Source organism: Bdellovibrio sp., assembly GCF_047637665.1.
GTDB lineage: Bacteria > Bdellovibrionota > Bdellovibrionia > Bdellovibrionales > Bdellovibrionaceae > Bdellovibrio.
This window is the reverse complement of record NZ_JBLJBT010000040.1, coordinates 36,654-61,273: the sequence shown is the minus strand read 5'-3', so window position 1 is coordinate 61,273 and position 24,620 is coordinate 36,654. Positions and strand designations below refer to the sequence as shown.

Sequence of the window (24,620 nt, the reverse complement as noted above, 5' to 3'; positions counted from 1 at the left end):
AATGATGGATAGCTTGAAAGACCTCGTAGAATTCATGGCGAAGTCCCTAGTGGACAAGCCTGAAAACGTCGAAGTTGACGAAATCCCTGGTCAGCAAACCACTCTTCTCGCTTTGAAGGTTGATAAAGAAGACCTTGGTAAAGTGATTGGTAAGCAGGGTAAGACCGCAGCTGCTATGCGCACAATTATCCGCGCCGCTGGTACGAAGCTTAATAAGCGATATCACCTCGATATCGTAGAATAGCAAATTAAGCTGCTTCAAAGCGATTTGAAGCACGAAAAAGCTAAATTATTTCTCTAGGGAAGGGGTTGTCATAAGGCAACCCCTTTTATTTTTGGTGGAGTGTGAAAATGAAATTAGTAGGAAAAGTGCGAGAGGCTCATGGACTTAAAGGAGACCTTTATGTCCTTATTTTTTCCGGTGATATCTCTTGGGCAAAAAGAATGAAGAGTTTTGGTTTGAAAGCCAAGGACTCAGATGAAATTCAAAACTTCACTGTTGAAAGAACAAAACCCTTTAAAAAAGGGATCATTGTTAAAGCTTCTGAGATCAAGGATCGGACGGCGGCTGAGGGTGTGGAGCATCTAGAGTTCTTCGTGGATGATGAACTTTTGGTTTCTAAGCCTGGAGAGACCATCTATCTTTCTGAAATCAAAAACTTCAAATTGAAAAATCCTGAACAAACTGTCCTTGGGGAGATCGTTGGTTTTTCTTCTAACGGAGTTCAAGATCTTTTGGTTGTTGAAGCTGGTGGAAAAAAAGTCGAAGTTCCTTTTGTGGATGCCTTTATTAAGAAGATCGACTTTAAACATCAAGCCGTTGTGATGGATTTGCCTGAAGGGCTTTTTGATATCGAGAACGCTTAATGCTTCAGATTGACGTGATCACTCTTTTTCCAGAGATGATAGAAAGCGCCGTATCTCACGGAGTGCTGGGTCAGGCTCTGAAGGGTGAATTACTTCATGTCAAAGCTCATACGCCTCGCGAATTTGCCAGCGATCGTCATCGCACTGTCGATGATCGGCCCTTCGGAGGCGGTGATGGCATGATCATGTTGCCAGAGACCTTGGAAAAGACTCTTCAAAAGGTGCAACATAAGAATTCTAGAGTGATCTATCTTTCCCCTCAAGGGAACACTCTCACCGATGAAAAGGCCCGATCTTTATCAAAAGAAGAACACTTGATTTTTATCTGTGGCCGTTACGGGGGAATCGATCAGCGTATTATTAATGCTTACGTCGACGAAGAAGTTTCTATTGGGGATTATGTGCTGTCAGGCGGAGAGCTGGGGGCCTTGGTCATTATCGACTCTTTGGCTCGTTTTATCCCCGGTGTTTTGGGGCATGGCGATTCGGCGGATAAAGATAGTTTTTCTCAAGGCCTTTTAGAACATCCCAATTTCACCAGACCGCGAGAATACTTAGGGCAGGAAGTGCCAGAGGTGCTTCTTAGCGGGAATCATAAAGTGATTGAGGAGTGGAAAGAAAAAGTTTCTGCTTTGGTTACTTGCAAGAAGCGTCCTGATTTATTTAAAGAATATCTTCAACAAGAAAACGCCAAGTATCAGGCGTTAAAAAAGAAAAAAACAGAGTCTCCATTGAAGGAATTGCAGAAATTCCTGGCGGCGCTGTCCCTTCAAGAGCGCCAGGTGTTGGGGCTTGAAGATTTGCACGAGGAAGATCTGAATGTCTGAAATACCGTATGTACCAAGACTCGCAATTGGACTAGTTCATCATCCCGTGAGGGATCGGATGCAGAAGACGGTGGCGACCAATATCACCAACTTCGATATCCATGACATCGCGAGGGCGGCTCAGGTGTATGGAGTGGAGAAATATTACATTATCCATCCCATGCAAGAGCAGCTGATGTTCGTAGAAAGGGTTTTAGACCACTGGAGAACGGGGCAGGGCTCTAAGTTCAATCCTATGCGTAAGACCGCCCTGGGGTCCGTGAGAACGGCAGAGAGCGTGGAAAAGGCCCTTGAGGACTGGAATGCCCCCGAGGGACTGGTTATAGCGACAACGGCGCGAACGGAGTGGGCGAAGAGAAAGTATTCTTTTGCTGAGTTGCGCCATGAAATGCATGTAGAAAAGAAGCCCGTTCTTATGTTATTTGGTACTGGTTTTGGTATGACAGAGGGCCTGATTGGGTCTTGCTCAGGGGTTCTCGAGAGTATTCGAGGGGCTCCTCCCCAGGATTATCGCCATCTTTCCGTAAGATCGGCAGTAAGTATCTGTCTTGACCGCGTAATGGGTCCATGGTAGACCCTTGTTTTACTTTTTGTGAAAATTGACTGCTACAAGGATTAGGCAATGGCTAAAGAAACAAATCTCGTTAGACGCGTTAGCGTTAAAGCTGCAAACAAAAACATCCAGTCATTCAGCTCTGGTGATACTGTTAACGTATTCGTTAAAGTAAAAGAGGGTGAGAAAGAGCGTGTTCAGCTTTACAAAGGTATCGTAACTAAAATCCAAGGAGCTGGCGCTGCGAAGTCTTTCACAGTTCGCAAGATCTCTGCGGGTGTTGGTGTTGAAAGAACATTCCCATTCTCAAGCCCAGCGCTTGATAAAGTTGAAGTTGTGACTACAGGTAAAGTACGTCGTTCTAAGTTGTACTATCTTCGTGCATTGGAAGGTAAAGCAGCTAAGATCCAATCTGAACTTGTATCTAACAAAGCTGAAGCTTAATTTCCGGCGGAGATTGCTTTCACATACAAAAGACCTAGGACGGCGTTCTAGGTCTTTTTTGTTTTGGGCTTGTATCTAACTTCTTTCAGTACGGGCACTTTTAATACGGCGGCGAAGAGTATGGCGAAAAAGAAATCACAGATCGAATTTCCGAAGATTGATTGGACCGAGTTTTCTCCCACACCTGTGATTGGTGTTGATGAAGTGGGGAGAGGTTGCCTTGCGGGGCCCGTGTATGCGGCGGCTGTGATCTTTCGCTCGGACTCTTTGAGTGATCTTGTGACAGACTCAAAACTCTTGTCCGAAAAACGTAGAGATGAATTGGCCGAATTAATTCTCAAAGAACATCAAGTGGGCATTGGAAGTGCAACGGTTGAAGAAATTGACGAGATCAATATTCTCAATGCGGCCTTGCTGGCGATGAAAAGAGCTGTAGAGCAGCTAGGCGTTTCGAGTGGTCATGTTCTTGTCGATGGAAATAAAAAAATTCCTGGTCTCAAGGGTTTTGAACAAACGACGGTTGTGAAGGGTGATCTTTGTGTGGCACCAATTTCAGCTGCTTCGATTGTGGCGAAAGTGACTCGAGATCGTTTGATGAAAGATTTGGGAGTTCAATACCCTCATTATGGATTCGAAGTTCACAAAGGCTATTCAACGCCCGTTCACAAGCAAAGCATCGCGACCCACGGTCCGTGCCTTGTCCACCGCAAGTCCTTCGCCGGCGTCAAAGAGTTCGTCGGCAAATTCTAAAGATATCTATTGGGCCCATCAGCGTGGGCTTGATTCAGAAAAACATGTTCAAAAGTTTTACGAAGAAAAAGGTTATAAACTTCTCGAGCAGAGATTGAAAACTCCCTTTGCCGAGATCGACTTGATTTTCAAGACGCCCGAAGGTCATGCTTTGATGGTCGAAGTGAAAACGACAAATCTTTCCGAGTTTCAAAACTATCGTATCTCGCGCAAACAAAAAGCCCGACTGCTGCGTGCTCTTCAATTTTTAACAAACAGATTGGATTCTTTGGTTGAAGTGCACTGGGCCTTTGTCACGAAAGAGGGGGTTGTGACTGTCATTGAGGATATCAGTGGTTGACGGAAGGGCCCTCAACAAGGGGACAATAAAGCATGAAGAAAGCACTCCTTCTTGTTTGTCTTATCCTCTTTCAAGCTCATCTGGCGTCAGCTCAAGATCTTAAAGCCTTCCTTAAAAGCTGTGCCTGGGGGACATTGGGCGGAGCGGCCGCTGGGGTTGTGAGTCTTGCATTCACCGATAAGCCCAGCGAGTCCTGGAGTAACGTTGCCAAAGGTGCTTCTTTAGGATTGTACGCCGGAATCGGCTATGGAATTTATCAAATTAATAAAGTTCCCGCGACCTACCAACAACCAGACTTTGCCCTCTTCCCGCAATTTGAAGAGGGCAAGGTGTCTGGTCTGCAAATCACCGGCACTATATTGAATTTTTAAATTTGAATTTCGCGACTTGCCTCGCGCTAGAAGCCGTAAGAGTCCAGCGCTTCAGGAGGAAGTGGTGGCTTCGGTACGCCGTCGAACGTGAAGTCAAAGCTGAGTTTGAGATTTGTGTCTCCGCCTGTGACCTGATCGTGAATGAACGTAATAAACATACATTCGCCCGGAGGCTTAAATTGTGCGACGTACGCCCATGATTTGATTTGGTCACCCGTATTGGATTCGGCCCAGTTGGCGTCATAGACGAATTTACCCATCAAATTTAAGTACCGTGAAACAAATCCCGCCGAAAGAGTATAGTCCTCCTGGCGGTTGCTGGTATCGACAGGTTGTCCTGGAGTGATTTTGTATTGGCGAGTGAGTTGAACTTGCAGGAACTGCCCTTTGTCGTTAAGGACGCGAACGCGGGAGGAGGCGTTGGTTACGTTTTGATAAGGGAAATAGTTGAAGATAGAGTAGGTTTGGAAATGATCCAAACGCATATCCAAGGTTGCGGCAATATCAGACCAGGGCTCTGTCTTGTTGGGTTTGTTTTCCTGGGTCGCATCGTAGGATTGAGCCAATCGGAGATAGCCAATCTGACGATAGTCAGGGCGATCTCCGATCCATCTTTTTTCGGTGACCTTGTTGGTGACTGCAAGGGTGAGGAGATTCCGATCATACACGCGGTCGTTATAATCGAATTGAACGCCGTAATCACTTCCGATATCCAAGTCATTGATGCTGTCTCGAGAAGAGTAGGGAGTTTCAGATAAAGAACCAGTTCCGAAGAAGGGGTGATTATCTTGAGCAATCCAGGGCAGGCGGCTGTAGGTGATCTCTGGCAAGATCTCATGTTTATAGCGTGTGGCTTTCGTGCTGACTGTATCGCCATAGATACGGCTGAGGTTCATGCGTCCGCTGATCTCGGTGCGAAGATAGCGGCGAACTAAATAAGGCTGTTCGTCGACGTTAAAGTTGTAGTGAGTTTCCCGGTAACTAAGTTTTGGCAAAAGATCCAGTCCTTCACCGACATTGACGGGATAGTAAAGAGTTGGGCGGAAATCCAGACGCTGACCAGTGCGCAGTTGATCGACAGCGGGATCATAGGAGCCATCATAGACACGCTTACAGTTGGGATTGTCTTCCCAGTTGGGAGAGTTGCAGGTGTTCTTAGGGAAACGGATTTTGGCGCCATTGATAGTCTGAACTTCCATGTCGTCATAGGCATTGTTGGAGCGCGCAAAGTTCACAAGGTTTAAGTCTAAAGAATAAATGAAGTTTGAATTGCCGATATTTTCTTGGGCTTGTGCGAAGCGAAGTTCCGGTAAACGATGAACGGCATTGTCATTCCCGGCTAAGGGATCACCATGGAGGATGTTAATGTAATAGGAGGAGTCGACGCTATAGTGTTGGTCTCGGGTGTTCTTCGTATAAGACACCCGATTTTCCATGGCAGAGTCGCCGTGATTGTAGGTTTCTGAAGGGAAGTCTTTAGGGTATTGAAGATCGCTGGCCAGATTGATCTGGGCTCGATGCACTCCCCCGTCGGGCATTTCTTGGTAATGTTCGTACTTTACAAACCAGCGCTCAATGGGGTCATTTTTTTCATTGGCGGGGCGATAAAGATTCAAGCGGGTGTCATCAGCAAAGGCTTTATCGAAAATACTTCCCGCATTCAAGATGCCTTGAGAGTTTTCATTTAAGACATAGCGATATTGGAAAAGACCCTTAAGCCCCCGCTTGGCGTAATCTTTAAGCTCGATGGTGGCGTCACTGCTTCTGGAAATTGCCCAGAAGTAGGGTTGAGACAAGGCAAAGCCCCCTTTGTCAGATGCTTCAAACGTCGGAGTGAGAAGTCCTGATTGGCGGTCGCTTTTTAAAGGAACAATTAAATAGGGGAGCCAGAAAACGGGAACCGGGCCAAATCGTAAGACGGCATTTTTGATGTAAGCATATCCCCCTAGTTCCGCGCGGACGGTGGTTCCGCTGAAGCTCCAGGAGGCTGGACAGTTGGTACAAGCGGTGTAGTCTGCAGAACTCACGACGTACTCAGAGTCGCCAATTTTTTGCAAAACGGTTCCTGCAAACATCACTGAGCCTGACTGTACGTAACCGTTGTAGATCACTCCGGTATTGTTTTCGTAATCCAGAAATACTTGGTCGCCAGCAATGGTATTTTTGGCGTCCATGATCTCAACATTGCCAAAAAGCTCCACCTGACGGGCGCGCAAAAAGACCCGGGCTTTGTCCGCGCGAATGTGTTGTCCTTGGAAGACAATTTGAATATTTCCTTCGAGTTCCGCAGTTTCTTTTTCGGTGTCTCGAAACATGCTGTCCGCGTTAATCAGAATTCCATGGATTTTGGCTGTGGGTTCGGCAGCCCACAGGGGAGTCTCTGTAAAAACAGAGACGATTAAGAATGAAATCAAGAAGATCCAGCTCTGAAGCACGGAACCATTGTAGGGAGCACTTAGGCGTTTGTCGAGTTGGAAATCGTTATTTACCTAGCCTCTTTTTGGACTCAAAACGTCAGGAATTTGGGCCGACAAGAAGGGACGTTTCAATAAATTTGTGAGGTCCTGCATGGAAGTTAAAATTGTGCTCGATGGCGACATCGCCGTTGTGTCTTTGAGTGGTCGTATTGAAATTGAGAAAACCCAGTCCTTCAAGAAAGCATGTCTGCAAAACTTCTCTGAAAAGAAGGTGGTTTTCTGTATGAAGAATATCAGCTTCGTGGGGTCTTCAGGGATTCAGAACTTCTTTGGTGTTCTTAATGACTTGAACTCCAACCATAAGCTCAACGCGAAAATCGCGGGTCTGAACCCGGATTTTCAACGTCTTTTTAAGTTTTCTGAGTGCTCTAGTTTAGAGGTTCACGAAAGTATCGAAGGGGCTCTGCAAAGCTTCTAGAGCCCGTCTTGTTTACGTAATTCATTCAGTTTTTGACTAAGCTCAAGGTTGAGGCGCTCTAAGGCGCTGGTAGCGACCTTGAGCTTTTCGTGTTCCTCATTTTTGGCATTCCACATATAACGCAGACTTTCAAGTTGCTCCAGGTATTGGAAGTTTTCTTTTTCCAATTTGTGGATGCGCTCTTGATCTTCGACGACGCGAATCTGTAGATCTGCATGTTCCACGCCCAGTTTTTGATTCTGACGGGCGAGTTCGCTGAGTCGCTCTTGCTGTCTCTCGATCTCTTTTTCAAGGCGCTCTTTCATGTCTTCTTTGCTGCGGCGAAGAGTGACCACTTCATTTTCGAGAACGTCCTGACGTTCTAGGGCCGAGTGAAGCTTTATGGTTTTAACTTCAAGTTCTTCTTGAATCTGGTGCAGCATTTGAAGCTCACGATTCAAGCCTTGAATTTGCTCTTCATAGAATTGAACCATCTCTTGAGCTTTTTTTTCGGAAGCTTCAACTTGATAACGTGAATTTTTCGTAACCTCGATGATTTGATGGCGCAGGTCGCGAAGTTGGCCCTCTTTTTGGGAGACGGCGTTCTCTAACTGTTGAACCTTGAGATCCTGGGTGCGAGAGTATTCTTTAAGTTGAGAGATGTAAGGTTTGACCTGTGTTTTAATTCTCTCGTGGTATTTGGCATGGCGAGCGAGGTCTGAGCTCATAGTTTGAGTCTTCTCAGACAGCGCGCGAAGTTTTTCCGCCTGGATTTCTTTCTCTCTTTCAAGCTGATCGACTTTTTGTCTCCAAAGGGCGTCTTTTTCTTTCCAGACAAGAATTTGATCTGTAACAGAAGATTGCGAAAGGCGAGCCTTGGTGGACTCGTCGGACAGCTTTTGGTTTTCAACTTCTAAGATCGAAAGACGACGCAAGGACACCTTAAGGCGAGCCATCAGGTCTTCGTTTTGTGAGATCAGATTTTCAACCGTGGAAGATTTTAAAATCTCCTTGGGGAGATGACTGAAGTCATTACGTTTGGGAAGCTCGTCAGGCAATGGGATTTGGCCCACGGGCTGTTGTTCCGGTTCAAAATCTAAATGGCTTAATTTCGTGGTCTGGAAAGATTCGGTTTCCATAGCCCTCCTCCATGAAGTCTAGGTCGCCCAGCCCTGATTTTCTCAATATGGGATGGGTTTAGTCAAACTTAGGTCGATAAGACTAGACCAAGGTAGCGAGAAAAGACCTTCAACATCTTGAAGAAAGTTCCGAAAAGAAAGGGTATGTCAGTACCAGCGTTGAAAGATGCCAATACCTCATTAGATGAAATCAAGAAGAAGGAAGAGCATGCCTTTTTTGATATCGGCGTGGATCGTACGGATTTAGGTCGACCTGATTCGCTGCGCTTCAATATTCTGACTTGGGTTTTGGATGAGCGTTACGATAAGGCGATTGAGGAACTTAAAGATTTCCTTGAAAGACCTTCGGATTACCCAAATTTTCAATCAAAGATCACGCGTTTTATTAATCATTCTATCGACTTGATCTATGCGATTAAAGCGAAACGGAGCTTTCCGGGGATCAACTCTTTGACTCGCGCTAAGCAGCAAGAGCTTCGTGAGAAATTTAAAGAACACTTTAGAGAACTTCAGTATGTTCTTAAGGTTGTTGAGAAAGTTCAAGGCGACTTAAGGGTGCAAGACGTTCGCTCAACGATTTATGTCGTTAGAGCACTTTGGTTTTCTGCCATAGCTATTATTCTTTTGGCTTTTTGGATGGAAATGGTCCATGGCCTCGCGAAGACGGGGTATATCGTCTTCGACGATGCGTTTGGGCGCGTGGCCAACTGGTTGGCCGAAGCCATTGGTTTCTAACTATTTCTTCAATGTCTTATAGGCTGCATCAAGAACGGGGATCAGTTGGCCTCCGCTGAGCAGTTTTCCATTTACAAAAATAGTCGGAGTCCCTTGGATCTGAGCGGATTCTCCTTCTTTGGCCATTTTGCGAACCAAGTCTTGAGTCGCGGGATCTTTTACGCAAGCCAAGAGGTCTTCGTTGGATACTCCCACAGCCCCGGCAAGATCTTGAAGATTCTTGTCTAAGTTCTGCGCCCGAATAATGTCTTCCTGGTTATCAAAGATATAGTCATGAGCGGCCCAGCCTTTTTGATTGATCTTCTCGGCGCACATAACGGCAAAAGCCAGTCCACAAGAGATTCCATCTCCGCCACCGCGAATGGCCTCATTGCAGGTGCCATCAAGGGGGAAGGGTTTGTAGATCAGCTTCACGTCAGGATGACTTTTGATAAAGGCATGAAGACTTGGGGCGGCATGTTTGCAGTGAGAACAACGGAAGTCAGCAAACTCAACAATCGTCATAGTGGGCTCGCCAGAGCTCTTTTGGGAACTCAAACCTGTTGTGAGGTCGAAATTTTGCTGAGGGGCGACCTGCCAGTAGGCGACCTTTTCTTTCGCAATCTTTTCGATCTCAGAAAAGCCATGACTTTCGAGGTACATAATATTTCCAAGGAACGAGAGAGCTGGGATGGCCAAGAGGAATCCGCCGACCCATTTTTCAGAGGTGAAAACGTCCTTGATGTCTTCCAGAAGATTGGTCGTGCTGACGTCTTCAGCCCCCTTCCAAGTGCCGAAAAGTCCTATGAAGGAAAGAACATAGGCGCTAATGCAGAATAGGCAAAGGTTGCTCATGGTTGTTGAAATGAGGCCCATTACCAGGGACGCGATAACAGTGACTCCAGAGAGGAGGAGAGCATAGCGAGAGGTCTTTGCTTTGTCTTGGACAAGGTTGAAGCGGGTGACGGCAAGGAAGTAAAGAAGAATAATGTTGGTGACCAGGCCCCACATTGCAACCGGAACCCCTAGGAAGGCTGAGAACTTACTGGCAGTCACAGCGTCACAATTCATGAGTTCATTGATATTGCAGACAGACTCGCCGCCGGCCGTTCCAAATTTGAGGCCATAATAGTGCTGAGTCAGGTATCCATGCACTCCAACGGCGATCAAAGTGGCAATAAAGGCTAAAAGAAGGAATTTATTTTTATTGGCTGCGTTTTTCATGTCCCCATTGAATCGTAGTTTCGTGTTTGAAATCAATCAAAATTATGTAAAAATCAGAGAGCTATCAAGGAAGACAGCTTGAACGACTTACAAAAATGGATTCGTATTCGTAAAGATCTTTACCTGCAAATGGAACGGCAGGTCCGTCGCCGACTCGGGGAAGACACCCCAGAGTTGATGCGTTATCATAAAGTTTACGACAAGGAGTTCTCTAAAAAGTGGACGGCCTCCACGAAAGAAGCTTTGTGGGAACAGATGGAAAAGTCCCAGGTTGTGATGGTCGGGGATTTTCACGCTCTTCATCAGTCGCAAAAGGCTCAGCTTCGGATTTTAAGGCATATTCCCAAGGAGCGTAAAGTCATTTTGGCGGTCGAGTTTTTTGAGGCCGCCGATCAGGATAAAATAAACAAGTATCTTTCGGGAAAAATTTCCGAGAAAGAGTTTCTTAAGGCGATTCAGTGGCACAATAAATGGGGATTCCCCTGGGAACACTATCGCCCCTTGTTACGTTGGGCCCAGAAACATAAGATTTCAGTTTGCGGTATTAATAAAGGGTATAAAAAGAGAAATGCGACCACGTTGCGTTCCCGCGATATATTTGCGGCGCAAAGAATTGCGGGGCTCGTTAATGACAATCCAGATCATTTGATCTTTGTGATTTATGGGGATCTGCATCTGGCGCAGGCTCATATTCCTCAGGAAATTGTGAATATCCTGGGGCCCTCTTTCGCAAAAAAGATCCTGCGGGTTTTTCAAAATTCCGAAAGAATCTATTTTCAGTTGCTGGCTCGCGAGTTGGAGGCAACCACAGATTTGGTGCGAATTTCACAGAATGTTTTCTGTTTGATGAGCGTTCCTCCTTGGGTGAAGTGGCAGAATTACCTTTTGTATTTAGAGCAGGCTTACGATCTGGAATTGGATGAAGAGGATGACGATTTTGACGAGCAATCTTTGGATTATACGGATCACGTGGGGAGATATGTAAAGATCATCTCAGAAGAGCTGGGGGTCCCGGTTACGGTGGCGGATCTATCTGTTTATACGGCTCGAGATGCTTCCTTTTGGACGCAAGTGCGGGATCATTACGATGCGAAGAAGTTACGTTGGATTGAGTCGATGATTGCAGACGGAATGTCTTTTTATTTGCCTGAAATTGGTGCGGCCTATCTTGCTCGCGGCACTGTGAATCACGCCGCCGCTTTGGCGATGAGGTATGTGCATGCCCGCATCAGTGACTCGAAAAGAGTTCTTTCTGAGATGCCCGCAGATTTCTTGGGTCAGATTTGGCTTGAAGGAATTGCTTATTTTGGTTCTAAGATTATCAATCATAAAAGAAAAACGGATACCGTGGCGGACATTAAAGCCAGTTTGTCATCGCGTGGACCTTCGGATCTTGGTAAAGAGGCCTTGCAGTTGGCTCTTGCGCAAAAGATGCATGAACTTATGGTGATTACAGGGGTGTCCACGCATCGTCTTCAGGCTCGTCCTCGGAAAAAGTGGAGCTATATGGTGTCCGCAGTCTTGCTGGGAGGCATGCTGGGGGAAAGACTTTATGGTGGTTATAGAAAGAAGATGATAGCTCCGGCCACAATCCTAAGTTTTTTGAAGAAGTCAGTGGATGCAGAAAGTTTTAGTGTGGCATACTACGACATCGTGGAAGTGATAGAGTCATTGCCGACGCCATTTCACAGTAAAAGGGAAAAGTTATGAAGAATACCTCGTCCTGGTATTACAATCGAAATCTCAAACCTCAGGGGCCTTTAACTCTTGAAGAAATGCGACTTCTTATTCATCGTGGGGAAGTGGGTCCTCAGGATTTGATTTCAAACGATGAGGAAGGCTCTTGGCGGCCGGCTTGGGAGTGGGGTGTTTTTGAAAGAACTCTCTTTCCTGCCACTCAAGGATACATCCCAGGAGTCAGTTTTTCTGAAGAAGAAAAAGAATGGGTTTTGCTGGTGCCCACGGTTGATGGCAAGGGGACTGTTCAGGAAGGTCCATTTTCTGCGCGTGAACTGCGTGAGGGATTGTTGAATAAAAATATCTCTGGGCAGCAGTATGTTTGGAAGGCGGGTCTGAGTGGCTGGTGTCGAATTGCCGACCGTCCCGAGTTTTCCGTTTAGTTCAATGCGTCTTTGAGATCTTTTCCGGGTTTAAAGCGAGGGACATACGAGCTAGGGATTTTCACGGTTTCCCCGGTCTTGGGGTTGCGGCCCTGGCGTGGTTTGCGCGCACTTTTAGAAAAAGTTCCGAATCCAACAAGTTTGACTTCGTCGCCCTTTTTGAGAGCTTCCTCAATGACCGTGAGGGTGGCATCGAGGACTTGTTCTGCTTGTGTCTTCGTTGTCTTGGTTCTTTTGGCGACGAGTTCGATCAGTTGAGCTTTGTTCATTTGGATTTGTCCTTAACTCGAAGGTTTTTAACCTAAATTTGCGATAGAAATTGGTCAAGTTAAATGAGTTTGCTGGGTCTAGGATGCTGCGCTCTATACCTACGACCAGAACTCTGTCTCTTATTAAGACAGTCTCAATATTTATCGGTTTTTGCCGATAAGTGAGACATGAAAAATCAGAACTCTTTTTTCATAATTTTTTGTTTGTGTATAACGGCAGGATTTCTGGGGCTCTATAGCGTCTTCGTGGGTCATTTTAATGGCCATGAACAATATGAAATGCGCTTGGCGGACCTGCAAAAACAGGTGGAAAAAGAGAGATTTAACAATTCATTGCTGACTTATCAGTTGAAGGATTTTCAGCAGTCCGTGGCGCAGGTTCTTCCTAATGATAAAACTCTTCAGGCAAAGTATGAGCTGCGTAATCTTGCCTCTGTGGTAAGGGCTCCGGCCAGTGATGAGTCTTTGGATCTCTCGTCTGTATTTTATGAAAAAGGAAAGAAGTACTTTAATAGTAAAGACTATGACAAAGCCATTCAGGAGTTTAGTCGACTATTAAATAAATATCCTTTGTCTTCACACGGGGTTGAAGCGCGCTTTTTTATTGCTGAAAGCTACTTCTTAAAGAAGGACTTTCGCAGCAGTTTAAGTGAAATTGATACCATGGTGACTCAATACCCGCAGCATGACTTGACGGGTTTTATTCTTTTGCGAATGGGTCAAATCAGCGAACTGAATAATCAGACAGAAGAAGCTTCTGAGATTTATAAAACTGTGTTCAAGAATTTCAAAAACGAAGACCTCAAAAGGCAGGCGAAAAAGCTTGCACAAAGTGTTGAATACTAATGAAGAAGTGGATTCGACTGACCTTATTTCTTTTGGCATTCCAGATGGAAGTTCGAGTGCGGGCTTCGGGGGATCTCATCGAGCAGCCTTCGTCCTGTTTGAAATCGAAAGAGGCCTGTGCGATTCAGGTTACTGGGAATGCGTTTCATTTGATTCAGGATTCAGTAAAGATTCATGCTCCGGCCAACACGGCTCTTGTGCGATTGAGCAGTCAGCAATGGCGCCTTATCAAGGGAACTTTGTGGGTTGAAAAGGGTTCGCAAATGAATCTAGAAACTCTTTACGGGGATCTGGCGGCGACACGGGGGCAGTATTGGGTTGTCGATCAAGGGAATCGAATTCTTGTTAGAAACATGAATGCCAACTTGGTGGTCACGTTGCGAGATGGAAAAACCTTGAATGTCCCAGAAGGTTTTGAATTTTGGATGTCAGGTTTGAACTCTCAAGGAAAGTCTGAATTCGGAATGATACAGCCGATCGATATGAAGGAACATCTGCCACTATGGAATTCTCTTTATGGTGGATCTAAAGAGTCTTTTATCAAAGAGGTTGTCCATCTTCGCGAAAACTGGGGTGATCTTGCTGAGAAAAGCAGCGTGATCTATCAAGGTCTCGTTGAGCGTAAAATCGCTTCTGAGGCTGAAAAGAAGAAGCAGCTCGAAGAAAAGAAGGCACGTCAGGCCGCTGAACTCCGTCAGATGAGAGAGCTTTATCGGCAAAGAGTTTTCGAACTCTAGACTAGAGTCCTGATTTTGAATTTCCCTGAATCTGAATTGAAGTTTCTTCTCAAGCTTCATGATAACCTGAGGTCTGGGAGGATAGGATGTCTTCTATTTCATCATCGGATCGCTCACGTCAGGACGAAAAACTTCGCCAAACTCGCGAAGAGTATGAAAATCGCGAAAGCGAAAACACCAAGCGGCGTAATGCTGAAATCAAGCGTTTAGAACAACGCCATAACGACGAAGTCCGCAATATCACAGAGAATTATGAGGGTCGCATTGCGGAGCTCAAAGATCGCAATCGCGAAACTATGAATGATAAGGATTTCGAGAACAATCGCAAGATCGAAGAGGTTCGTCAGACTTATCGCGAATCTCTGCGTAATAAAATGGAAGACGCTTATAATGCTCGGGAAGAGCAAAGAAACAGCTATGAAGGTGCTTTGCGTAAGCAAAAAGAAATTTCGGGAGCTCAGCGAGAAAATCTTACTTCTCAGATGAGTACCGAATTGAGCAGTCGTGATGAACGTTATATGGAGCTGGCGGAGCAAAACCGCATGAAGTCCAAGGAATCAGTTCAAGGCGTGACACGCAAACTTAACGAAGCCCATGAGAAAGAGAGAGACGCGCTGTTGGTCGGACAGCAAGATACGTTGCGCACCAAAGATCGTAATACCAAGGAAATGCGCAAGTCTTATGAAGCTCGTCTGCGTGAAAGTGAGCGCATGAGAGAAACGGATAATGCACGCTGGGCGCAAAAATATTCAGATACGGTCGTCAATAAAAGCGAGGAATTTGGCGATAGTCTGAAAATGAAGCAGATGATCATGGATGAAGAGCGAGAAGCGGTCCGTGGTAAGTATGAAAACACCTTGGCTAAGAAAAGTGAAGCCATGGATATGCAGAATCAGGAATTCCGCGATTCTGTGAATGAGCGAGTGAACTCGCAGGTTCGATCTCGTGACAGTCAGATTCAGCGTTTGAATAGCAAACTCAATAATGAGATCTCCAAAAACGAGCGTCTCAGAGGTATCGAGCGTCGCAATCTCACAAACGACTATGAAAAGCGCCTTGATTTGGTGGAAGAACAAAGAGAAGACGCCGTTGATAATATGAAAGAGCTTAACGACGAGCGTATCTCAAAAGTCTTGGATCAAAACCGCAAGCTTTTGCAGAATACCGATCGGGAGAACAAGTCTCAGACGAGCATGTTGAACTCCCGCCACCGTGAAGAGCGTGAGAACTTGCTCCAGCAGCATAAAGACCAAGTGACTCAGGTAGCAAATAGTGCGGACACCCGCGTGAAAAAGATTTTGGATTTGACCGGAAAGAACCAAAATCAAATGGAAAAGTATTATAGTGAGTCTTTGGATACGGTGAAGGCGAACTATATGGATCGTATGGATAGCTATCGTGAAAAGACAGTGTCTGATCAGGTAGCAACCAATAAGGTCATGACCGAACGTTTTAGAAACATGGAGTCGAACTTCAACAACAAGCTTGAGCAAACAATTAAGACTTATGAAGATAAGATTGCTCAGTTGAAGGACGGTCAAGATCGCGAGATGAAGCGTTTGGAGAATCTTTATTCTCAAAGAGTCGACGATCGTGAAAAATCCATGAAGATGGAAAAAGAGTCCTTGGCTATGAAGTACGAGGCAAAGTTGGCTCAACTCAATGAGTCTCACAACGATCAGTTGGACAGAATGAATAGACGCCATCAGGAAGATATGCAAAACTTGTCTGTGAAGATGAGTTCATATAGTAGGAAGGCGTAGGAAAATGTTAGCAGATCGTCGAGCAAAAATTGTGGCCACTATCGGGCCGGCGACTCGTGAAGAAAAGAATCTTGAAAAAGCAATTAAGGCGGGCATGAATGTGGCTCGCCTTAATTTTTCCCATGGTACTCACGAAGATCATCTTAAAGTTATTCACTCTTTAAGGAAGTTGTCTGTGGAACTGCGGGCTCCCGTAGCCATTCTTCAGGATCTGCAGGGTCCGAAGGTGCGGGTGGGGAAGTTTGAGAACGGCTCTATTGAAATCAAACCCGGAGAAAAACTGGTTGTGACGACCGCCCCTGTTTTAGGGAAGCCTGGCTTAATCCCTTCAGACTTTAAAGAGCTTCCGTTGGCGTGTGCCCCCGGGACTCGAATTCTTTTGGATGATGGTTTGATGGAGATCAAGGTTCTTCAGGTGCGCGGGGAAGAACTGGATGTGGAAGTTATTTATGGAGGAATCCTTAAAGATCGTAAAGGAATGAATCTTCCTGGAGTGAGTCTTCCGGTCGAGTGTATGACGCCCAAAGATCTAGAGGATCTTGAGTTCGGCCTTAACAATAAAGTCGACTATGTGGCTCTTAGCTTTGTTCGTCACGCCCGGGATATCCGCAAGTTACGTGAATTGGTTGAAGCGAAAAATTCTTCGGCCAAGATTGTTGCAAAAATTGAAATGGTCGAAGCTTTGGAGAACCTCGAAGAGATCTGTCGTCTCAGTGATGTGGTGATGGTGGCACGAGGGGATTTGGCGGTGGAAGTAGGGCAGAGTCGCTTGCCGGGCTTTCAAAAGCGTATCATTCAGGTGTGCAATCAGCTTGGAAAGCCGGTGATTACGGCGACTCAGATGTTGGACAGTATGGTGGAAAATCCTCGTCCCACAAGGGCCGAAATAACTGATGTTGCCAATGCCGTATTGGATGGAACAGATGCCTTGATGCTTTCTGCGGAATCCGCAAGTGGAAAACATCCTTTTAAGTGCATCCGCACCATGCATGAGATCATCTGTGAAGTTGAAAGAAATGAAGAAGAGTATTATAAACTCTCGTTGGAAAATGAATTTTTAAGTGCTCCTGCCGCGATTGCAGCAAGTGCTTCCTTGAGCGCTTTGAAGTTGAATGCCACGGCGATTATTTGTCTTACGACCTCTGGGAAAACGGCGAATATCATTTCTGGATTCCGTCCTCGGGCGCGTATCATTTCAATCACTCAGCATATGGATGTATTGAATTCTATGGAAATGATGTGGGGGATTCAGACTCACATGATCAAGCCTTATAAAACGATGGAAGATGTTTTGACTCAGATTGATCAGTTGATGGTGACTCATGGGTTGGCAAAAACTGGGGATCGAGTGATTTTGACTTTGGGGCAACCTATTGCTCAAGGGGCCAAGACGAACTCTATTTATGTGCATACGATCAACGGGGAGCAGTATTCGAAGCTTCCGGATGATCAGCTGCCACTGCGTTGTCAGGCGGATCCAAACGTTGAATAGCAAAAAAGGGAGCTAAGCTCCCTTTTTTTATCTCAGTTTTTTCTTCAGATTATTTACAATAGTCCAGTTGCGGGCCAAGGGCTCCACGTCCTCAAGGGAAATCATAATATAAACACCTTGTTCATCCATAATCTTTTCAGTGAGATATTTTTTCTCAATCAAAGGATTCACGTCGTCGGTGCGAATAAGATTGCCAGTTTCTTTCATAGACTCATTTTGAACGTCGTTCAGATTCACTTTACGGAATCCTTTGGCATTCGGTTCTGCTTTGCGAGCAAACAGGAGAACGCCATTTAGAATGCGCACTTCGGGTTCGGAGATTTGCGGTAAACGGTCTTTCTCTTGTTTGAAAAGCCAATCGTTGTACCAGTCTACGAAAGAAAAGAGATCCTGTGGTTTGGCATTGATAATTTTCTGAGTTCCATCGCCGCGATCTTCTTGAACAATGTATCCCAGATCCGTCAAGGCGTTTACAACACTTTGCATTTTGTTGGTCGCTTCTTGAAAGATCTGAATGGTGTAGTTGCGAAGAAGAACAGAAGAAAAGCTGACGCCACCATTTTCTTCGGCCTTGCCGTATTTGTGCCCGACGAGATTAAGGATGGAGATGTATTTATTCACGATATGAGGAGGAAAACGATCTTCATCAGGATTTGCGTTTTCCAAAATTTTGATTTTTTTATTGGCCTCACGAAGATTCTCGTTGAGCGTCTTCATGATGGCGCGAACCCATACAGGGAGCTGATCCATCTGCTTTGTTAACGACTCATAGGGGAGAGAGATCACCTCAGCATCTTTGGTGGCTTTGACGTTCGCGCTGCGCGGTTTGTTGTCGAAAAGAGCCATCTCGCCCACCATGGCGCCAGCATTGATTTCGGCTAAAACAATCTCGGAAGTGCCTTTTGTTTTGGTGATAGCAAAAGAACCAGATTTGATAATGTACATTGCATCAGGAGCATCGCCTTCTCTAAAAAGATAGGTGTCTTTGGATACTTTTTTTGCTTCTGCCACCAGGGGACCTCATTGTTCAGATTTGAAGTCCTATTATCACTGGAAAAAGAAAGAGGGGCAATTGGGAGCTGGACCTTGGAGTGATAAAAAAAAGGCCTCCCAAGGAATGGAAGGCCGGGTAAATTAGAACGTCATCGCTTTGCAATCAGGAGCAATCGTCATTTTTCCTTCGGTTGCGGCCAAAACTTTTTCAGGAGTTAAATCAGGAGCGTATTCTTTTAAAACGAATCCTTCAGGTGTGATCTCAATAACGCCGAAATCACTCACAATTTTCTTAATGCATTTAACTCCCGTCAAAGGAAGCGTGCACTTGGTGCGAAGTTTCGAGTTTCCTTCTTTGTCTGTGTGTTGCATGGCTACGATCACGTTGCGAGCGCCGGCCACGAGGTCCATGGCTCCCCCCATGCCTTTAACCATTTTCCCTGGAACCATCCAGTTGGCGATACTTCCGTGTTCATCAACTTCCATTGCTCCAAGAACAGTCAGATCCACGTGTCCACCACGGATCATTGCGAAACTGTCCGCACTTGAAAAGAAGCTGGCTCCAGGAAGTGTTGTGACTGTTTGTTTGCCGGCATTGATAAGGTCTGGGTCGACTTCGGATTCAGTCGGAAAAGGTCCCATCCCAAGAAGGCCATTTTCGCTCTGTAACATAACGAATTTATCTGAAGGAATGTAGTTAGCCACCAGTGTGGGAATTCCAATACCCAGATTTACGCAGTAGCCATCTTGAACTTCTTGAGCAATTCGTTGTGCGATTTGTTCTCTTGTTAATGGCATACTTTAACCCTTTCTGACGGTCTTCTGTTCGATGCGCTTTTCATAGTTAGTGCCTTGGAAAATTCGCTGCACGTAAACGCCGGGTGTGTGAATTTGATCCGGATCGAGTTGTCCCACTTCAACTAATTCTTCAACTTCTGCCACGGTGATTTTTCCGGCCGTTGCCGCCATGGGGTTAAAGTTGCGCGCTGTTTTTCGGAAAACAAGATTTCCGAACTTGTCGCCCTTCCAGGCTTTAACAAAGGCAAAGTCACCGACAATGCCACGTTCAAGGACGTAGTCACGTCCCTCGAAGTTTTTAATTTCTTTGCCTTCCGCGACCAAGGTGCCAACTCCTGTGGGAGTGTAAAATCCAGCAATGCCAGCGCCGCCGGCGCGAATTCTTTCGGCCAAGGTTCCTTGAGGGCAGAATTCCAACTCCAGTTCCCCGCTCATGTAAAGTTTTTCGAACAAAGCATTTTCGCCAACGTAGGAAGAAATCATTTTTTTAATTTGGCGATTTTGCAAAAGTTGCCCCAAGCCAAAATCGTCGACGCCCGCATTGTTAGAAACGCAGGTTAGGCCTTTAACTCTCATATCCCGTAAAACGGCGATGCTGTTTTCCGGAATGCCGCAAAGACCAAATCCACCAAGAATCAATGTCATATTATCTTTGACATCAAAAAGTGCGCTCTTGGCATCCTTAAAGACTTTTTTACTCATAAACGAGCTTCCTCAAAAAGGGTTCCGATAAGCAACCGAGGTCTTTCTTTAAAGACCTCGGAGACTCATGCAAATTGAACTTAAAGTTTTTAGACTTTTTCTACGATCAAAGCGACGGCTTCCCCGCCACCAATACACAATGTCGCTAGACCATAGCGTTTGTTGTGTGTGTGAAGAGCGTGAACAAGAGTCGTCAAGATACGGGCTCCCGAAGCGCCGATAGGGTGTCCAATGGCGACCGCGCCACCGTGAACGTTGACTTTTGCTGCGGGAATTTCAAGTTCTTTCATTGCAACTTGAGTAACCACGGCGAAGGCTTCGTTGATTTCCCAAAGGTCGATGTCGCCGACTTTCAGGTTGGCTTTGTTCAAAGCCCCTTTGATCGCGCCCACCGGAGCTGTGGTGAAGTATTTTGGATCATGAGCAAAAGTTCCGTGCGCCACAATTTTCGCCAAAGGTTTGATGCCGCGTTTTTTTGCTTCGCTTTCAGACATCAACACGTGTGCGGCAGCTCCGTCATTGATTTTGGAAGCATTTGCTGCGGTGATTGTGCCTGCTTTGTCAAAGGCAGGTTTCAAGCCAGGAATTTTGTCGAAGTTCGTATTGAAGGGTTCTTCGTCCTTGTCGATGGTGACAGCGCCTTTTCTTCCTTCAACAACGACAGGGGCGATTTCATTTTTGAAAACACCTTTGCTCCACGCTTCTTGCGCTTTTTTGTAAGAGTCGACAGCAAAAGCATCTTGTTGTTCGCGAGTGAAGTTATGCTCTTTCACGCAGATTTCAGCTGCATTTCCCATATGGAAATTGTTGTAGGGGTCCCACAAACCATCTTTAATCATTGAGTCCATCATCTGAGTTGGGCCCATGCGATAGCCCGAGCGAGAGTTTTCCAGAAGATGCGGAGCCAAAGTCATGTTTTCTTGTCCGCCAGCAACAGCGATCTTTGTGTTGCCAAGGGCGATAGAGTCTGCGGCCAACATCACGGCTTTAAGGCCAGAGCCACAAACTTTATTGATGGTCATGCAGGGAGTTGAGTTTTTAAGTCCAGCGTACAAAGCCGCTTGGCGAGCAGGAGCTTGTCCCACGCCTGCAGTAAGAACATTGCCCATGATGCACTCATCGATTTCGTCAGGAGAGACGCCAGCACGAGCGACCGCTTCTTTGATTGCAACGGCACCAAGCTTTGGTGCGGGAACAGAAGAAAAACCTCCTTGGAAAGAAGCTACCGGAGTTCTTACGCTGCTTACAATTACGACATTTTCCATATTTCACCTCAATTTGTGTCGAGGACTTTGGTCCCCGCCCTTTCGGGTTCACTTAGAATTGCCTCGGTGGCAATTTTATTGTCAATGCCCCGATACTTTTTTATATTTTAAAGTCAGAGTCAATAAAATGCCTGGAGGCATTTTGTCGTGCAGAGGAGTCAACGCATGTCAGCGCTTAGTTTCATTCTTGCTCATGTTCTATTTCAGCCTGTGATGGCCGCCACGTTTGAGGTTCCTGTTGCCGACGGAGACCGTCTCGTCCTGAAGGGTTTAGAGGCCCAGGTGCAAGTTGTGGGACAGTCCGGCAATTCTTTGAAAGTGTCGGGTGTGGACGAGTCCGGCGCCGAGGGTGTTTTCACCGTTACGAAGAAAGATAATATCATCGAAGTTCGTATGAACGAATACGGTGGGAAGAAGTCTTGGTTGAACGTCTTGTCACATGCATCCTCACAAGTGAAAAAAATTGAGATTTGGGGACTCTCCATTCCTGCGGAGATTCAATTGCGGGGCGGAGCTGTGACCGTGCAAAAGTGGAGTAAAGACTTGAAAGTGAGTGTAACTCAAGGGCGAGTCAGTGCTTTGAATGGGGCGGGGTCATTGCAAGTCTATGTGCAAAAAGGGGATGTGACTATTCAAGATCACAATGGAAAAGTTGAGACGGATTCTTATAACGGCTCTATGACTTTAAGAAACATCCAAGGCGATGTGGATGCGAGTCTTTTTGCTGGGCAGCTTCAGATTGAAAAAGTCCGAGGTTTTTTATCTCTGGCAACCCAACAGTCCAACGGCAAGATCAATCAAGGAAGTGGAACCATTCAGTTTGAAAATGGAAAGGGTTCTTTGAATGTCCAAGGGTTCCAGGGGCGCATGGAGGGGCAAAATCAGGACGGATCAGTCACGGTCTCTATGGCCCTGGATTCAGAGGTGGACGTGAACTCGAAGTCTGGTAAAGTGGCGGTTCAGTTGCCTCCAGCCTCAGGGGCCCTTTTGAATCTTATGACAGTCGAGGGGGAGATATTTGTTCCTTCTGAATTAAAGGTCACAAAACTGAGCGCGGAGAAAAGTGTTCGCGGTCGATTGCGGGGCGACGCACAAAGAGGGAGTGTCTTTGTGCGCAGTCAGGACGGCACAATTTCAGTGAAATGAGTTGACGACCCTCTTTAAATGATTCACACATGGAATGAACAGAGTCTTATCTAGGTAGAATTATGGCAAAAATCGTTAAAAAGAAGCCCGCAGCGAAAGCTGCTTCAAAACCTGTTAAAAAAGCTCCGGCGAAAGCGGCGGCTAAGCCTGCTCCTAAAAAAGCAGCGCCGAAGGCTGTTGTGAAGAAAAAGGCTGAGAAGGCTCCTGCGAAGGTCGCTAAAAAGCCTGAAATGAAGAAAAAGCCAGAGGTTAAGCCAGCAAAAGTGGCGGCGAAGCCTGTTAAAGAGGTCAAGGAGACGAAAGAAACCAAGGCCGAACTAGCTAAGAAGCAAGAGAAAAAAGCTCCTGTTCCTCAGCCCGTTGTCGAAAAGGCCCCTAAGAAGGAAGCGAAAGCTCCCAAAAAGGGTAAAGCCAAAAAAGAGAAGGAAAAGGACGAAACCGATCTTGATGATGATTTTATCGCTGATGACGACCTCATGGGCGATGAGATCGGTGAGTACGAGGAAGAGCTTAAAGCGGTCGAAGAGGCCGATGAAGAAGCTGAGATCGTCGAAGAGTGGACGGGTGAAGAAAAAGTTAAGACCGAAGAAGAAGTCATTTTGACGGATGCGGAAGGTCGCCGTTACTGCCGCGCCCGTGACTGTGATCAGATTGCGGCTGTGGATGCTTATTGCCGTTATCACTACCTCTTGTTCTGGAAGAAAATCCAAGTTCGTAAGAAGATTTTGGCTGATGGAAAACTCGAGCGTTATGTCGAAGAGCTGACCTCTCGTTATCCAGATAAATTCCTTGAAATGATCCGTCGCGATCTTCGCACCGAAAAAGACTTCTTAGGAGCGATCCAAGAGTTGGAAATCGACGAATCAGCGGGTGAAAATGAATTTGAAGAGGATACAAGCGCCTTTATCGAAGAAGTTCGTGGTATGGGCGAGAATGGTGCCTCTGGTGTTGAGGACGATGAGTACTAAGTCTTAAATAGTGCTTAAAATCAGTGCTTTACAAAAGCCTGCGACGCGAAGCCGCAGGCTTTTTTTATTGCAAATGAGAAAATCGGCTGTTACTCACTAACCCAAGTTACTCGGATATAAGTCAGAGATAGGGTCTGACGTTTCTACTTGCCACCGTAAAGGGCAATCTATTTGGAGGGGTCATGCTAAAGAGTTCAGCTCTTTTGGTTCTGGTGTTGTTATTTTCAACCTTTTCTCACGCAGGTGAGAGCTTCCCGAAAGGGCCGGATGCAGCGCTGACTCCCGGAGTCCTTTGCTCTAATCCTGATGAATATCGCTATCCTGAAAAAATTAAATATTGTGAGCGAGATGTGTCCACATCTCAAAAAGCAGCCATCTTTCAAAAATACGATCAAATTGGCTACCGTACGCGCTCTCTGAAGCGCCAGGCTTTCAAAATTGATCACTACATCCCATTGTGCGCAGGCGGAAGCAACGACAGCCGCAATCTTTGGCCACAGCACGAATCTGTTTATGAAATCACAGACAAGTTGGAAGCTGCCATCTGTGAAAAAATGGCTGCGGGTCGTTTGAAACAAAAAGACGCTGTCACGATCATCATGGAAGCTAAAAACAATCTTGATGAAGTTCCGGCGATTGAAGCTCGCGTAAGAGCACTCTAGTTATAGAATTTATCTCATTGGTGAGGGGGAGCCCACGTCTGAAAAGGCGTGGGTTTTTTTGTTTTCCCTAAAGATTAATGAAGATCGTCTTTCTTCTTCTTAGGGCCGCCACCAAACATACGAGGTCCTGAGTCCTCCGTGTCGTCCTCATTGTCTTCTTCATCTTCTGAAGTAAAGTCGTCTTCATCGCGAGGTGGAGACAGCTCTTCGCTTTGCTCTGCTCGAGACAAGGCGTCTTCATCACTGTCATTTTCTTCGTGAACCATTGCCGCCTCAGAAAGACCTAAAAGCTTATCGGCTTCGGCCTCTAGAGATGTGTTTTCGGTCGTGAACTGCAGATAGATTTTCTTTCCTTGGAATGGGAACTCTTTCCAAGTGTAGGGGAAGTCCACTTCTCCGTCGTTTTCCAGATACTCCATCATCATGCTGGCCGCCGCGTCCACGCAGTTGTGGATTCTTTTAACGGCATCTTGATCATCCTGAGAGTAGTTCATAGAAACTTCGAAGTTCGCTTGAGCCAATCGCCCTTTTTCGAGATAACCAACGCGCAGCATAATTTCTTCGGGGTAAATACGTCCTTCGATAATGAGGTCGCCTTGGTCTAAATATTGAGCAAAGTTCTCTTTGAAAACCGCCTGGATCTGATCTGAGTATTCCTTAGGAAAAGACGTCCATTTTTTTGAGCTTTTCAGTCTAGGGTTCATGACTAAGGCCTCCATCAAACAGCAATGGTTTTTTTGACATTTTTAAAACGCT

General features: G+C 45.9%; 28 protein-coding genes and 1 riboswitch. Of the genes, 19 read left to right on the top strand and 9 right to left on the bottom strand.

Annotated features, from left to right (window positions below):
* Positions 1-4 precede the first annotated feature (4 nt).
* From ACM64D_RS13380 to ACM64D_RS13345, 8 genes are all read left to right on the top strand, one after another.
* Positions 5-244, top strand: a complete 240-nt coding sequence (locus ACM64D_RS13380) for a KH domain-containing protein (RefSeq protein WP_038446499.1) — start codon at positions 5-7, stop codon at positions 242-244.
* A 107-nt stretch (positions 245-351) separates the two neighbouring features.
* Positions 352-867, top strand: a complete 516-nt coding sequence (rimM, locus tag ACM64D_RS13375; protein ID WP_415063728.1) for a ribosome maturation factor RimM — start codon at positions 352-354, stop codon at positions 865-867.
* On the top strand, positions 867-1,694 hold the full coding sequence (trmD, locus tag ACM64D_RS13370; protein WP_415063727.1) for a tRNA (guanosine(37)-N1)-methyltransferase TrmD: 828 nt from the start codon (positions 867-869) through the stop codon (positions 1,692-1,694). Before rimM ends, trmD begins: the two co-directional genes overlap by 1 nt.
* Entirely contained in the window at positions 1,687-2,268 is a 582-nt protein-coding gene (locus tag ACM64D_RS13365; protein ID WP_415063726.1) for an RNA methyltransferase, read from the top strand. Before trmD ends, ACM64D_RS13365 begins: the two co-directional genes overlap by 8 nt.
* 48 nt (positions 2,269-2,316) lie before the next feature.
* On the top strand, positions 2,317-2,691 hold the full coding sequence (gene rplS / locus ACM64D_RS13360) for a 50S ribosomal protein L19 (protein WP_415063725.1): 375 nt from the start codon (positions 2,317-2,319) through the stop codon (positions 2,689-2,691).
* A 120-nt stretch (positions 2,692-2,811) separates the two neighbouring features.
* Positions 2,812-3,441 (top strand): ribonuclease HII, encoded by a 630-nt coding sequence (locus tag ACM64D_RS13355; protein WP_415063724.1) that lies wholly within the window; start codon positions 2,812-2,814, stop codon positions 3,439-3,441.
* Entirely contained in the window at positions 3,389-3,781 is a 393-nt protein-coding gene (locus tag ACM64D_RS13350) for a YraN family protein (protein ID WP_415063723.1), read from the top strand. The genes ACM64D_RS13355 and ACM64D_RS13350 overlap by 53 nt, the downstream gene beginning before the upstream one ends.
* 32 nt (positions 3,782-3,813) lie before the next feature.
* Positions 3,814-4,152, top strand: coding sequence for a hypothetical protein (locus ACM64D_RS13345; protein ID WP_415063722.1), 339 nt, complete (start codon positions 3,814-3,816; stop codon positions 4,150-4,152).
* 26 nt (positions 4,153-4,178) lie between these two features.
* Here the strand turns inward: ACM64D_RS13345 and ACM64D_RS13340 are convergent, their stop codons facing one another.
* Positions 4,179-6,587: an LPS-assembly protein LptD gene (locus ACM64D_RS13340; protein WP_415063721.1), complete on the bottom strand. Its 2,409-nt coding sequence runs from the start codon at positions 6,585-6,587 to the stop codon at positions 4,179-4,181.
* Between the two features lie 133 nt (positions 6,588-6,720).
* Between ACM64D_RS13340 and ACM64D_RS13335 the strand changes: the two genes are divergently transcribed.
* Entirely contained in the window at positions 6,721-7,047 is a 327-nt protein-coding gene (locus tag ACM64D_RS13335; protein ID WP_415063720.1) for an STAS domain-containing protein, read from the top strand.
* Here the strand turns inward: ACM64D_RS13335 and ACM64D_RS13330 are convergent.
* Positions 7,044-8,165 (bottom strand): hypothetical protein, encoded by a 1,122-nt coding sequence (locus ACM64D_RS13330; protein ID WP_415063719.1) that lies wholly within the window; start codon positions 8,163-8,165, stop codon positions 7,044-7,046. The two genes, ACM64D_RS13335 and ACM64D_RS13330, sit on opposite strands and share 4 nt — an antisense overlap.
* Before the next feature lie 144 nt (positions 8,166-8,309).
* Here ACM64D_RS13330 and ACM64D_RS13325 point away from each other — a divergent pair, with 144 nt between their 5' ends.
* Positions 8,310-8,900, top strand: a complete 591-nt coding sequence (locus ACM64D_RS13325) for a hypothetical protein (protein WP_415063718.1) — start codon at positions 8,310-8,312, stop codon at positions 8,898-8,900.
* Here the strand turns inward: ACM64D_RS13325 and ACM64D_RS13320 are convergent, their stop codons facing one another.
* On the bottom strand, positions 8,901-10,103 hold the full coding sequence (locus ACM64D_RS13320) for a DsbA family protein (RefSeq protein WP_415063717.1): 1,203 nt from the start codon (positions 10,101-10,103) through the stop codon (positions 8,901-8,903). It lies immediately after the preceding gene.
* Between the two features lie 78 nt (positions 10,104-10,181).
* Here ACM64D_RS13320 and ACM64D_RS13315 point away from each other — a divergent pair, with 78 nt between their 5' ends.
* Positions 10,182-11,813, top strand: coding sequence for a ChaN family lipoprotein (locus ACM64D_RS13315; RefSeq protein WP_415063716.1), 1,632 nt, complete (start codon positions 10,182-10,184; stop codon positions 11,811-11,813).
* Positions 11,810-12,223, top strand: coding sequence for a DUF4339 domain-containing protein (locus tag ACM64D_RS13310; RefSeq protein ID WP_415063715.1), 414 nt, complete (start codon positions 11,810-11,812; stop codon positions 12,221-12,223). Before ACM64D_RS13315 ends, ACM64D_RS13310 begins: the two co-directional genes overlap by 4 nt.
* Here the strand turns inward: ACM64D_RS13310 and ACM64D_RS13305 are convergent.
* Entirely contained in the window at positions 12,220-12,492 is a 273-nt protein-coding gene (locus tag ACM64D_RS13305; protein ID WP_415063714.1) for an HU family DNA-binding protein, read from the bottom strand. The genes ACM64D_RS13310 and ACM64D_RS13305 overlap by 4 nt on opposite strands.
* 246 nt (positions 12,493-12,738) lie before the next feature.
* Between ACM64D_RS13305 and ACM64D_RS13300 the strand changes: the two genes are divergently transcribed.
* From ACM64D_RS13300 to pyk, 4 genes are all read left to right on the top strand, one after another.
* Complete coding sequence (locus tag ACM64D_RS13300; RefSeq protein ID WP_415063713.1) at positions 12,739-13,338, top strand: tetratricopeptide repeat protein; 600 nt, start codon at positions 12,739-12,741, stop codon at positions 13,336-13,338.
* Positions 13,338-14,075 carry a hypothetical protein gene (locus ACM64D_RS13295; RefSeq protein WP_415063712.1) on the top strand — a complete coding sequence of 246 codons (738 nt, stop codon included), beginning with the start codon at positions 13,338-13,340 and terminating at the stop codon, positions 14,073-14,075. The genes ACM64D_RS13300 and ACM64D_RS13295 overlap by 1 nt, the downstream gene beginning before the upstream one ends.
* 86 nt (positions 14,076-14,161) lie before the next feature.
* Positions 14,162-15,838, top strand: a complete 1,677-nt coding sequence (locus tag ACM64D_RS13290; RefSeq protein ID WP_415063711.1) for a hypothetical protein — start codon at positions 14,162-14,164, stop codon at positions 15,836-15,838.
* Positions 15,839-15,842: 4 nt separating this feature from the next.
* Positions 15,843-17,330 (top strand): pyruvate kinase, encoded by a 1,488-nt coding sequence (pyk, locus tag ACM64D_RS13285; protein ID WP_415063710.1) that lies wholly within the window; start codon positions 15,843-15,845, stop codon positions 17,328-17,330.
* Between the two features lie 27 nt (positions 17,331-17,357).
* Here the strand turns inward: pyk and ACM64D_RS13280 are convergent, their stop codons facing one another.
* The 4 genes from ACM64D_RS13280 to ACM64D_RS13265 form a co-directional block, all read right to left on the bottom strand.
* Positions 17,358-18,341 carry a Crp/Fnr family transcriptional regulator gene (locus ACM64D_RS13280; protein WP_415063709.1) on the bottom strand — a complete coding sequence of 328 codons (984 nt, stop codon included), beginning with the start codon at positions 18,339-18,341 and terminating at the stop codon, positions 17,358-17,360.
* A 123-nt stretch (positions 18,342-18,464) separates the two neighbouring features.
* The gene (locus ACM64D_RS13275) at positions 18,465-19,121 is read right to left on the bottom strand and encodes a CoA transferase subunit B (protein WP_415063708.1); all 657 of its coding nucleotides are present in this window, start codon (positions 19,119-19,121) and stop codon (positions 18,465-18,467) included.
* A gap of 3 nt (positions 19,122-19,124) precedes the next feature.
* Positions 19,125-19,823 carry a CoA transferase subunit A gene (locus ACM64D_RS13270; protein ID WP_415063707.1) on the bottom strand — a complete coding sequence of 233 codons (699 nt, stop codon included), beginning with the start codon at positions 19,821-19,823 and terminating at the stop codon, positions 19,125-19,127.
* A gap of 89 nt (positions 19,824-19,912) precedes the next feature.
* Positions 19,913-21,088, bottom strand: a complete 1,176-nt coding sequence (locus tag ACM64D_RS13265; protein ID WP_415063706.1) for a thiolase family protein — start codon at positions 21,086-21,088, stop codon at positions 19,913-19,915.
* A gap of 165 nt (positions 21,089-21,253) precedes the next feature.
* Between ACM64D_RS13265 and ACM64D_RS13260 the strand changes: the two genes are divergently transcribed.
* The 3 genes from ACM64D_RS13260 to ACM64D_RS13250 all read left to right on the top strand — a co-directional run bounded on the left by ACM64D_RS13260 (position 21,254) and on the right by ACM64D_RS13250 (position 23,864).
* Positions 21,254-22,234, top strand: coding sequence for a DUF4097 family beta strand repeat-containing protein (locus ACM64D_RS13260; RefSeq protein ID WP_415063705.1), 981 nt, complete (start codon positions 21,254-21,256; stop codon positions 22,232-22,234).
* A 62-nt stretch (positions 22,235-22,296) separates the two neighbouring features.
* Positions 22,297-23,202 carry a hypothetical protein gene (locus ACM64D_RS13255; RefSeq protein ID WP_415063704.1) on the top strand — a complete coding sequence of 302 codons (906 nt, stop codon included), beginning with the start codon at positions 22,297-22,299 and terminating at the stop codon, positions 23,200-23,202.
* 92 nt (positions 23,203-23,294) lie between these two features.
* Positions 23,295-23,392, top strand: a riboswitch (purine riboswitch).
* Positions 23,385-23,864 (top strand): hypothetical protein, encoded by a 480-nt coding sequence (locus ACM64D_RS13250; RefSeq protein ID WP_415063703.1) that lies wholly within the window; start codon positions 23,385-23,387, stop codon positions 23,862-23,864. It overlaps the preceding riboswitch by 8 nt.
* A 74-nt stretch (positions 23,865-23,938) precedes the next feature.
* Here ACM64D_RS13250 and ACM64D_RS13245 read toward each other — a convergent pair whose 3' ends face one another.
* The gene (locus tag ACM64D_RS13245) at positions 23,939-24,568 is read right to left on the bottom strand and encodes a hypothetical protein (RefSeq protein WP_415063702.1); all 630 of its coding nucleotides are present in this window, start codon (positions 24,566-24,568) and stop codon (positions 23,939-23,941) included.
* Positions 24,569-24,620 lie beyond the last annotated feature (52 nt).

Excerpts from the sequence above, each read along its gene's own strand:
- ACM64D_RS13380 (WP_038446499.1), top strand. The coding sequence starts at position 5 with ATGGATAGCTTGAAAGACCTCGTAGAATTCATGGCGAAGTCCCTAGTG.
- rimM (WP_415063728.1), top strand. The coding sequence starts at position 352 with ATGAAATTAGTAGGAAAAGTGCGAGAGGCTCATGGACTTAAAGGAGAC.
- trmD (WP_415063727.1), top strand. The coding sequence starts at position 867 with ATGCTTCAGATTGACGTGATCACTCTTTTTCCAGAGATGATAGAAAGC.
- ACM64D_RS13365 (WP_415063726.1), top strand. The coding sequence starts at position 1,687 with ATGTCTGAAATACCGTATGTACCAAGACTCGCAATTGGACTAGTTCAT.
- rplS (WP_415063725.1), top strand. The coding sequence starts at position 2,317 with ATGGCTAAAGAAACAAATCTCGTTAGACGCGTTAGCGTTAAAGCTGCA.
- ACM64D_RS13355 (WP_415063724.1), top strand. The coding sequence starts at position 2,812 with ATGGCGAAAAAGAAATCACAGATCGAATTTCCGAAGATTGATTGGACC.
- ACM64D_RS13345 (WP_415063722.1), top strand. The coding sequence starts at position 3,814 with ATGAAGAAAGCACTCCTTCTTGTTTGTCTTATCCTCTTTCAAGCTCAT.
- ACM64D_RS13335 (WP_415063720.1), top strand. The coding sequence starts at position 6,721 with ATGGAAGTTAAAATTGTGCTCGATGGCGACATCGCCGTTGTGTCTTTG.
- ACM64D_RS13330 (WP_415063719.1), bottom strand. The coding sequence starts at position 8,165 with ATGGAAACCGAATCTTTCCAGACCACGAAATTAAGCCATTTAGATTTT.
- ACM64D_RS13325 (WP_415063718.1), top strand. The coding sequence starts at position 8,310 with ATGTCAGTACCAGCGTTGAAAGATGCCAATACCTCATTAGATGAAATC.
- ACM64D_RS13320 (WP_415063717.1), bottom strand. The coding sequence starts at position 10,103 with ATGAAAAACGCAGCCAATAAAAATAAATTCCTTCTTTTAGCCTTTATT.
- ACM64D_RS13310 (WP_415063715.1), top strand. The coding sequence starts at position 11,810 with ATGAAGAATACCTCGTCCTGGTATTACAATCGAAATCTCAAACCTCAG.
- ACM64D_RS13305 (WP_415063714.1), bottom strand. The coding sequence starts at position 12,492 with ATGAACAAAGCTCAACTGATCGAACTCGTCGCCAAAAGAACCAAGACA.
- ACM64D_RS13295 (WP_415063712.1), top strand. The coding sequence starts at position 13,338 with ATGAAGAAGTGGATTCGACTGACCTTATTTCTTTTGGCATTCCAGATG.
- ACM64D_RS13290 (WP_415063711.1), top strand. The coding sequence starts at position 14,162 with ATGTCTTCTATTTCATCATCGGATCGCTCACGTCAGGACGAAAAACTT.
- pyk (WP_415063710.1), top strand. The coding sequence starts at position 15,843 with ATGTTAGCAGATCGTCGAGCAAAAATTGTGGCCACTATCGGGCCGGCG.
- ACM64D_RS13275 (WP_415063708.1), bottom strand. The coding sequence starts at position 19,121 with ATGCCATTAACAAGAGAACAAATCGCACAACGAATTGCTCAAGAAGTT.
- ACM64D_RS13270 (WP_415063707.1), bottom strand. The coding sequence starts at position 19,823 with ATGAGTAAAAAAGTCTTTAAGGATGCCAAGAGCGCACTTTTTGATGTC.
- ACM64D_RS13265 (WP_415063706.1), bottom strand. The coding sequence starts at position 21,088 with ATGGAAAATGTCGTAATTGTAAGCAGCGTAAGAACTCCGGTAGCTTCT.
- ACM64D_RS13260 (WP_415063705.1), top strand. The coding sequence starts at position 21,254 with ATGTCAGCGCTTAGTTTCATTCTTGCTCATGTTCTATTTCAGCCTGTG.
- ACM64D_RS13255 (WP_415063704.1), top strand. The coding sequence starts at position 22,297 with ATGGCAAAAATCGTTAAAAAGAAGCCCGCAGCGAAAGCTGCTTCAAAA.
- ACM64D_RS13250 (WP_415063703.1), top strand. The coding sequence starts at position 23,385 with ATGCTAAAGAGTTCAGCTCTTTTGGTTCTGGTGTTGTTATTTTCAACC.
- ACM64D_RS13245 (WP_415063702.1), bottom strand. The coding sequence starts at position 24,568 with ATGAACCCTAGACTGAAAAGCTCAAAAAAATGGACGTCTTTTCCTAAG.